The organism is Streptomyces sp. NPDC058955, from assembly GCF_042741435.1.
In the GTDB taxonomy this organism is placed as follows: domain Bacteria; phylum Actinomycetota; class Actinomycetes; order Streptomycetales; family Streptomycetaceae; genus Streptomyces.
Window position 1 is genome coordinate 1 of sequence record NZ_JBHYKM010000200.1, and the last position, 7,772, is coordinate 7,772.

Sequence of the window (7,772 nt, forward strand, 5' to 3'; positions counted from 1 at the left end):
CGCCGGGCGCGCGCCACCGCCCGCTACTCACGCCGAACCGCCCCCCCCGCCCACGCCAAAACTGGGGCCCCGCCGAGGCGGGGCGTCGGCTCAGACCTGCGCGCCGGAGAGACGCTCGACGGCGCGGAGCAGGGCCGAGTGGTCCAGGCCGCCGTCACCCTGCGCGCGCAGCGAGGCGACGAGCTGGGCGACCACGGCGCCGACCGGGAGGGCCGCGCCGACGTTGCGGGCGGCGTCGGTCACGATGCCCATGTCCTTGTGGTGCAGGTCGATCCGGAAGCCGGGCTTGAAGTCCCGGTTCAGGAAGTTGTCCTTCTTGCGGGTCAGCACGGTCGAGCCGGCCAGACCGCCGTTGAGGACGTCGAGGGCGGCGTTGAGGTCCACGCCGGACTTCTCCAGGAAGACCACGGCCTCGGCGCACGCCTGGATGTTCACGGCGACGATGAGCTGGTTGGCCGCCTTGACCGTCTGGCCGGAGCCGTGCGGGCCGCAGAGCACGATGACCTTGCCGAGGGCCTCCAGGATCGGGAGGGCCTCGTCGAAGTCGGCCTGCTCGCCGCCGACCATGATGGAGAGCACGGCCTCGATGGCGCCGGCCTCGCCGCCGGAGACGGGGGCGTCGATGACGCGGATGCCCTTCTCCTTGGCGTTCTTGGCCAGGTCGACCGAGGTCTGCGGGGTGATCGACGACATGTCGACGATCAGCGCGCCCTGCTTCGCGTTCTCCAGGATGCCGTCGGGGCCGTAGGAGATGGCCTCGACCTGCGGGGAGGCGGGCACCATCGTGATGATCACGTCGGCGTCCTTGACGGCCTCGGCGATCGAGCCGGCCGCGGTGCCGCCGGCGGCGGCCAGGCGGTCCAGCTTGTCCTGCTCCAGGGTGAAGCCGGTGACGGAGTAGCCGGCCTTGATCAGGTTCTCGGACATGGGGGAGCCCATGATGCCGAGGCCGATCCACGCGATCGCCGGGCGGGTGGGCTGGGAGGAGCCGGGAAGAGTGCTCATGGTGAGGGTGCCTCTCAAAACAAGGTGGTACGGGGAGGGGGCCTGCGTCAGCTGGCCGGGCGTGCCTCGGCGGGCAGCCATTCGAAGGACGCGGCGGCGTCGGCGGCCTTGTACTCCAGGCCGACCCAGCCGTCGTAACCGGCCTTCCTCAGCTCGTCGAGGAGCTGCTCCAGCGGCAGTTCGCCGGTGCCCGGGGCGCCGCGGCCCGGCATGTCCGCGATCTGGACGTGGCCGGTCTTCGCTGCGTACTCGGCGATGACGGCGCTGACGTCCTCGCCGTTCATGGCCAGGTGGTAGATGTCGAGGAGGAACTTGGCGTTGCCGAGCCCGGTGGCCTCGTTCACCTTGTCGACGACCTCGATCGCGGAGGGGGCGCTCACCAGCGGGTAGAGCGGCGACTCCGGCTTGTTCAGGGTCTCGATCAGCAGGATCGCGCCGACGCGGTCGGCGGCGCGGGCGGCCAGGACCAGGTTCTCCAGGGCGAGGGCGTCCTGGGCCTCCGGGTCGACGCCCTCCACGCGGTTGCCGTAGAGCGCGTTGAGCGCCTTGCAGCCGACCGAGGCGGCGAAGTCCGCGGCGACGTCGATGTTGGCCTTGAAGCGGTCGGACTCCTCGCCCGGGACCGAGACCGCGCCGCGGTCCGGGCCGGGGAGCTGTCCGGCGTAGAAGTTCAGGCCCACCAGCTGGGTGCCGGCGTCCTCAAGGGCCTTCTTGAGGGCGTCGAGCTCGCTCTGGTCGGGGGTGGCGGTGTCGATCCAGGGCCACCACAGCTCGACCGCGGTGAAGCCGGCCGCGGCGGCGGCCGCGGGGCGCTCCAGGAGCGGGAGTTCCGTGAAGAGGATCGACAGGTTCACATCGAAGCGCTGGTCCGAGTATCCCATGAGGGGCGGCGCTCCTTCCGTATTGCGGAAGTCGTTTTCTGTCTGACGGAAGGTTGCCGGGCGGGCGCTCCACTTGTCAAGAGGTCCCCGCAGGTCCGGGGCTCCCCAGTGGCTCGAACGGCCCGTAGCGTGGGGGCATGGTGCGTTTGAGAGTGGAGTTCACGACCGAGCCGTTCGACCTCGACGAGGCGCCGGCCCACGCGGTCGTGGCGCGCGAGGTCATCCAGTCGGCCGAACTGGACGCCGTCGATGTCGGCCCCTTCGGCAACACCGCGGAAGGCGGCGCCGACGCCGTCCTCACCGCCGTCGACGAGCTGCTGCGCAAGGCGCTCGGTGCCGGTGCCACCCGGGTCTCGCTCCAGGTCAATGTGATCGGCGAGGGCGGGGAGGACGCGAAGTGACCGAGCATCCCTTGGTGGCGGCGGTGAAGCCGCTGGTCGACGCGATGGGTGCGGAGCTGCTGGAGCCGGACCGGGCGGCGGCCGACGACGTCGTCCTGTCCTGGGAGGGCGAGGACGTCCTCGCCGTACGGCTGCCGCAGCTCTCGGACTCGCTGGACCACATCCTCGCGGCGATGGAGCGGCGGCACGGGGTGCCGCTGTCGGAGCTGGACCGCAAGAGCAAGCAGGAGGTCGTACGCGTCCTGGAGGCCCGCGGCGCCTTCTCGGTGCGGCACGGGGTGGAGACGGTGGCGGGGGCACTGGGTGTCAGCCGCTTCACCGTCTACAACTACCTGAACAGGGAAAACGCCTCCAAGAACGCCTAGTTGATCAAGGGTGTCCACAAGCCGTCGTCCACATGTCGGGACGGCGGCTTTTGTAACGCCGAGTTTTCAACAAAGTGTTGACGTCGTCTTGTCGAGAGCGTTAGCTATCCGCAGCCCGTCCGACGCACAGCGAAAAACAGCCACGGAGGCTTCCCGTGACTTCAGGTACGACACCGGGCCTCACCCGGTTCAACACCTCGGCGGACAGCGAGGCCCTCGCCACGCTCCACGAGGTGTGCTCCAGCTCGGCGTGGGGGAGCAGGATCCTCGCCCGGCGCCCGTACACCACCGCCGAAGCCCTCTACCTCGCGAGCGACGCCGCCATGGCCGAGCTCACCGCCGAGGACCTGGCCGAGGCGATGGCGGGCCACCCGCCGATCGGTCGTCCGAAGGAAGGGGATGCCACCTCCACCCGCGAGCAGAGCGGGATGGCCGGCTCCTCCGCCGCGCTCAAGGCCGAGATGCTCGAACTGAACCTGGCCTACCAGGAGAAGTTCGGCCACGTCTTCCTCATCTGCGCCACCGGCAGGACCGGCGAGCAGATGCGCGACGCGGTCAAGGACCGGATCGGCAACGCGCCCGAGCAGGAGCGCGAGATCGTCCGCGCCGAACTGGGCAAGATCAACCGCATCCGGCTCACCCGACTCGTAGAGGAAGAGAGCGCCGCATGAGCACCGACACCACGGCCTCGGTGTCCACCCACATCCTGGACACCAGCATCGGACGCCCCGCGGAGGGCGTGGCGATCACCCTCGCCGCCCGCGCCGGCTCCGACGCCGCCTGGGTCGCGCTCGGCGGCTCGGCCACCGACGCCGACGGACGGTGCAAGGACCTGCCGGCCCTGCCGGTCGGCACCACCCACGTACGCCTCGACTTCGAGACCGAGGCGTACTTCCTGAGCAAGCAGAACCAGCAAGCCGAGGCGCAGCAGGACGCCCCCGCGAATCGGGACAGCGGTCCGGCCGGTGCTTTCTTCCCGGAGGTGGCGATCACGTTCGCCGTCCGCCCGGGCGAGCACTACCACGTACCGCTGCTGCTCAACCCGTTCGGCTACTCCGTTTACCGAGGGAGCTAGCAGACATGCCCACGATTCTCGGCCAGAACCAGTACGGCAAAGCAGAGAACCGCGTCGTCAAGATCACGCGGGACGGCGCCACCCACCACATCAAGGACCTGAACGTCTCCGTCGCCCTCTCCGGCGACCTCAGCGACGTCCACCTCACCGGCTCCAACGCCAACTGCCTCCCCACCGACACGACGAAGAACACCGTCTTCGCGTTCGCCAAGGAGTACGGCATCGAGTCCGCCGAGCAGTTCGGCATCCACCTCGCCCGCCACTTCGTGACGAGCCAGGAGCCGATCAAGCGGGCCCGGATCCGGATCGAGGAGTACGCCTGGGAGCGCATCGCCTCCTCCGACGCCAACTCCAAGTTCATCGGCGCCGACGAGGTCAACCACTCCTTCGCCCGCAAGGGCCAGGAGACCCGGGTCACCCAGATCACCTACGACGGCGAGAAGTGGGAGGTCATCTCCGGCCTCAAGGACCTCGTCGTCATGAACTCCACCAACTCGGAGTTCTGGGGCTACATCAAGGACCAGTACACCACCCTCCAGGAGGCGTACGACCGCATCCTGGCCACCCAGGTCTCCGGCCGCTGGCGGTTCAACTGGACCGACGACGACCAGCGCATGCCCAACTGGGAGCGGTCCTACGAGCAGACCAAGCGCCACATGCTCGAAGCGTTCGCGGAGACCTACTCGTACTCCCTCCAGCAGACGCTGTACCAGATGGCCACGCGGATCATCAACCACCGCGCGGAGATCGACGAGGTGCGCTTCTCGCTCCCCAACAAGCACCACTTCCTGGTGGACCTGGAGCCCTTCGGGCTGAAGAACGACAACGAGGTCTACTACGCCGCGGACCGCATGTACGGCCTCATCGAGGCCACGGTCCTGCGTGACGGCGCCGAGGCGCTGATCCCGGTCGACATGACCAACCTCTGAGTGGCACCACATCTCTGAGCGGCACTGAGTGACCCGGTCCCCGCCCGCCCGCAGTCGGGCGGGGACCGGCACCAGACCGGAGGGAACCCAGCATGGCACTGCCCGCACAGGGGCCGGCGTCCGCCGAAGGCCCGTGTCCCACCCCGTCGTCCACCGCGGCCCCGTCCCAGGCCGCCTGCCATCCGGTGGACGAGAAACTCCCCGCCTCGCGGCTCGTCCCCGCGGCACTCCAGCACATCGCCGCCATGTACGCGGGCGTCGTCACCCCTCCGCTCATCATCGGCCAGGCCGTCGGCCTGGACGCGGCCGGGATGACCCGGCTCATCGCCGCGAGCCTGCTGATCGCCGGCCTCGCCACCGTCCTGCAGACCCTCGGCGTCCGGAACTTCGCCGGCAACCGGCTCCCGTTCGTCAACGCGGCCTCCTCCGCGGGCATCGCCCCCATGCTGGCCATCGCCGAGACGAGCGCCCCCGGCCACCAGCTCCCCGCCATCTACGGCGCGGTCATGGTCGCAGGCGTCTTCTGCCTCGCGGTCGGCCCCTTCTTCGGCCGGCTGCTCCGCTTCTTCCCGCCGCTCGTCACCGGCGTCGTCATCACCCTGATCGGCGTCACCCTGATGCCGGTGCCCGTCGGCTGGGCCCAGGGCGGCGACAAGACCGCCGCCGACTTCGGCGCCATGAAGTACCTCGCGCTCGCCGGCTTCACCCTCGTCGTCGTGCTGCTCTTCCAGCGCTTCGGCCGCGGCTTCCTCCGGCAGATCGCCCTGCTCCTCGGCCTGTTCATCGGCACCCTCGCCGCGATCCCCTTCGGGATGGCCGACTTCACGGCCCTGCGCGAGGCGCCCGTCGCCGCGCTGCCCACCCCCTTCGCCTTCGGCGCCCCCGAGTTCCAGCCCGCCGCGATCCTCTCCCTGTGCATCGTGATGCTGGTCCTCATGACCGAGTCCAGCGCCGGCATGCTCGCCCTCGGCGAGATCTGCGACCGGCCCAGCGACGGGCGGACCATCACCCGGGGCCTGCGCACCGACGGCATCGCCACCCTGCTCGGCCCCGTCTTCGGCGGCTTCCCGACCTCCGCCTTCGCGCAGAACGTCGGCGTCGTCTCGCTCACCCGGGTCCGCTCCCGCTACGTGGTCGCCGTCGCCGGCGGCGCCCTCCTGGTGCTCGGCGCCTTCCCCGTCCTCGGCGCGGTCGTCTCCCTGGTCCCGATGCCCGTCCTCGGCGGCGCCGGCATCGTCCTCTTCGGCTCCATCGCGGTCAGCGGCATCCGGACCCTCTCCGAGGCCGGACTCGACGACAGCTCCAACATCATCCTGGTGGCCGTCGCGCTCGGCGCGGGCATCATCCCGCTCGCCGCGCCCACCTTCTACGCCGGATTCCCCGCCTGGGCGCAGACCGTGCTCGGCTCCGGCATCAGCGCCGGCGCACTCGTCGCCGTCCTGCTGAACCTGTTCTTCCACCATCTCGGCACCCGGAGCCGTCACACGGCCCCGGCACTCAAATCCTCCTAGGGTCCTGCCGTGCCCACCCCACCCATGAGGAATGAAGGAAGCACCGCCATGGCAGCACCTTCGGCAGACCGACGCATCGTCATCGAGAACGCGGCGATCGCCACCGTCGACGCGAACGACACCGAGTACGCCTCCGGTTACCTCGTCGTCGTCGGCAACAGGATCGAGTCCCTCGGCGCCGGCAAGGCCCCCGAGAACCTGGAGAACGTGGACCGGCGGATCGACGCCACCGGCCACCTGATCACCCCGGGCCTGGTCAACACCCACCACCACTTCTACCAGTGGATCACCCGGGGCCTGGCCACCGACCACAACCTCTTCAACTGGCTGGTCGCGCTCTACCCGACCTGGGCCCGCATCGACGAGCGGATGGTGCGCGTCGCCGCCCAGGGTTCGCTGGCCATGATGGCCCGCGGCGGTGTCACCACCGCCATGGACCACCACTACGTCTTCCCGCAGGGCTCCGGCGACCTCTCCGGCGCCATCATCGGCGCCGCCTCCGAGATGGGCGTGCGCTTCACCCTGGCCCGCGGCTCCATGGACCGCAGCGAGAAGGACGGCGGCCTGCCGCCGGACTTCGCCGTCGAGACCACCGAGGGCGCGCTCGCCGCGACCGAGGAGACCGTCAAGAAGCACCACGACGCCTCCTTCGACTCGATGACGCAGGTCGCCGTCGCCCCCTGCTCGCCCTTCTCCATCTCCACCGAGCTGCTCCGCGAGGGCGCCGCCCTCGGCCGCCGCCTCGGCGTGCGGATGCACACCCACGGCTCGGAGACCGTGGAGGAGGAGAAGTTCTGCCACGAGCTCTTCGGCATGGGCCCGACCGACTACTTCGAGTCGACCGGCTTCCTCGGCGAGGACGTGTGGATGGCGCACTGCGTCCACATGAACGACTCCGACATCGCCGCCTTCGCCCGTACCAAGACCGGCGTCGCCCACTGCCCGTCGTCGAACGCGCGCCTCGCCGCCGGCATCGCCCGCGTCCCCGACATGCTGAAGGCGGGCGTCCCGGTCGGCCTCGGCGTCGACGGCACCGCCTCCAACGAGTCCGGCGAGCTCCACACCGAGCTGCGCAACGCGCTCCTCATCAACCGCCTCGGCGCCCACCGCGAGTCCGCGCTCAACGCCCGCCAGGCCCTCCGCCTCGGCACCTACGGCGGCGCGCAGGTCCTCGGCCGCGCCGACAACATCGGCTCCCTCGAAGCCGGCAAGCTCGCCGACTTCGTCCTCTGGAAGATCGACGGCCTCGGCCACTCCTCGATCGCCGACCCGGTCACCGCCATCGTCTTCGGCGCGGCGGCCCCGGTCACCGCCTCCTTCGTCAACGGCAAGCAGATCGTGGAGAACAACCGCCTGCTCACCGTCGACGAGGACACCATCGCGCGGGACGCGCGCACGGAGGCCCAGCGCCTGGCCCGCATCGCGGCCCAGGGCTGACGCTCCCCCCGGAGTCCGGTCGAGGGGGACGGCCCTCGACCGGTCGCCGCGGACCCGAGCCGGGGGCCCCGCCCCCCCACCCGGCGCGGGGGGGCGGCGCCCCGCGGGCGGGGGCGCCGCCGGGGGGGGCGCGCGGGCCCCCCCCCCCCCCCCCGCCGCCCGCCCCCG

The 7,772-nt window shown here is 70.7% G+C and carries 9 protein-coding genes; 7 read left to right on the forward strand and 2 right to left on the reverse strand.

Translation table 11 applies throughout. From position 1 onward, the window contains the following. Positions 1-90: 90 nt before the first annotated feature. Both ACFW1I_RS37340 and ACFW1I_RS37345 read right to left on the reverse strand, forming a co-directional pair. Positions 91-1,005 (reverse strand): 2-hydroxy-3-oxopropionate reductase, encoded by a 915-nt coding sequence (locus tag ACFW1I_RS37340; protein ID WP_384678406.1) that lies wholly within the window; start codon positions 1,003-1,005, stop codon positions 91-93. A gap of 47 nt (positions 1,006-1,052) precedes the next feature. Beyond that, positions 1,053-1,886 (reverse strand): TIM barrel protein, encoded by an 834-nt coding sequence (locus ACFW1I_RS37345; protein WP_384678407.1) that lies wholly within the window; start codon positions 1,884-1,886, stop codon positions 1,053-1,055. A gap of 140 nt (positions 1,887-2,026) precedes the next feature. Between ACFW1I_RS37345 and ACFW1I_RS37350 the strand changes: the two genes are divergently transcribed. From ACFW1I_RS37350 to ACFW1I_RS37380, 7 genes are all read left to right on the forward strand, one after another. Then, positions 2,027-2,287 carry a hypothetical protein gene (locus ACFW1I_RS37350; protein ID WP_037881565.1) on the forward strand — a complete coding sequence of 87 codons (261 nt, stop codon included), beginning with the start codon at positions 2,027-2,029 and terminating at the stop codon, positions 2,285-2,287. Between the two features lie 44 nt (positions 2,288-2,331). Then, a complete protein-coding gene (locus ACFW1I_RS37355; protein WP_384678419.1) occupies positions 2,332-2,652 on the forward strand; it encodes a helix-turn-helix domain-containing protein in 321 nt (106 codons plus the stop codon). Between the two features lie 155 nt (positions 2,653-2,807). Continuing rightward, positions 2,808-3,323, forward strand: coding sequence for a 2-oxo-4-hydroxy-4-carboxy-5-ureidoimidazoline decarboxylase (gene uraD, locus ACFW1I_RS37360; RefSeq protein WP_384678409.1), 516 nt, complete (start codon positions 2,808-2,810; stop codon positions 3,321-3,323). Beyond that, positions 3,320-3,727 (forward strand): hydroxyisourate hydrolase, encoded by a 408-nt coding sequence (uraH, locus tag ACFW1I_RS37365; protein WP_384678411.1) that lies wholly within the window; start codon positions 3,320-3,322, stop codon positions 3,725-3,727. The genes uraD and uraH overlap by 4 nt, the downstream gene beginning before the upstream one ends. Before the next feature lie 5 nt (positions 3,728-3,732). Beyond that, on the forward strand, positions 3,733-4,656 hold the full coding sequence (gene pucL / locus ACFW1I_RS37370; protein WP_384678413.1) for a factor-independent urate hydroxylase: 924 nt from the start codon (positions 3,733-3,735) through the stop codon (positions 4,654-4,656). A 92-nt stretch (positions 4,657-4,748) separates the two neighbouring features. Next, positions 4,749-6,167, forward strand: coding sequence for a nucleobase:cation symporter-2 family protein (locus ACFW1I_RS37375; protein ID WP_384678415.1), 1,419 nt, complete (start codon positions 4,749-4,751; stop codon positions 6,165-6,167). Positions 6,168-6,215: 48 nt separating this feature from the next. Next, positions 6,216-7,604, forward strand: a complete 1,389-nt coding sequence (locus ACFW1I_RS37380; RefSeq protein ID WP_384678417.1) for an 8-oxoguanine deaminase — start codon at positions 6,216-6,218, stop codon at positions 7,602-7,604. Positions 7,605-7,772: the final 168 nt, after the last annotated feature.

Coding starts and splice junctions, on each gene's coding strand:
- pucL (WP_384678413.1), top strand. CDS start 3,733: ATGCCCACGATTCTCGGCCAGAACCAGTACGGCAAAGCAGAGAACCGC.
- uraH (WP_384678411.1), top strand. CDS start 3,320: ATGAGCACCGACACCACGGCCTCGGTGTCCACCCACATCCTGGACACC.
- ACFW1I_RS37355 (WP_384678419.1), top strand. CDS start 2,332: ATGGGTGCGGAGCTGCTGGAGCCGGACCGGGCGGCGGCCGACGACGTC.
- ACFW1I_RS37380 (WP_384678417.1), top strand. CDS start 6,216: ATGGCAGCACCTTCGGCAGACCGACGCATCGTCATCGAGAACGCGGCG.
- ACFW1I_RS37375 (WP_384678415.1), top strand. CDS start 4,749: ATGGCACTGCCCGCACAGGGGCCGGCGTCCGCCGAAGGCCCGTGTCCC.
- ACFW1I_RS37345 (WP_384678407.1), bottom strand. CDS start 1,886: ATGGGATACTCGGACCAGCGCTTCGATGTGAACCTGTCGATCCTCTTC.
- ACFW1I_RS37340 (WP_384678406.1), bottom strand. CDS start 1,005: ATGAGCACTCTTCCCGGCTCCTCCCAGCCCACCCGCCCGGCGATCGCG.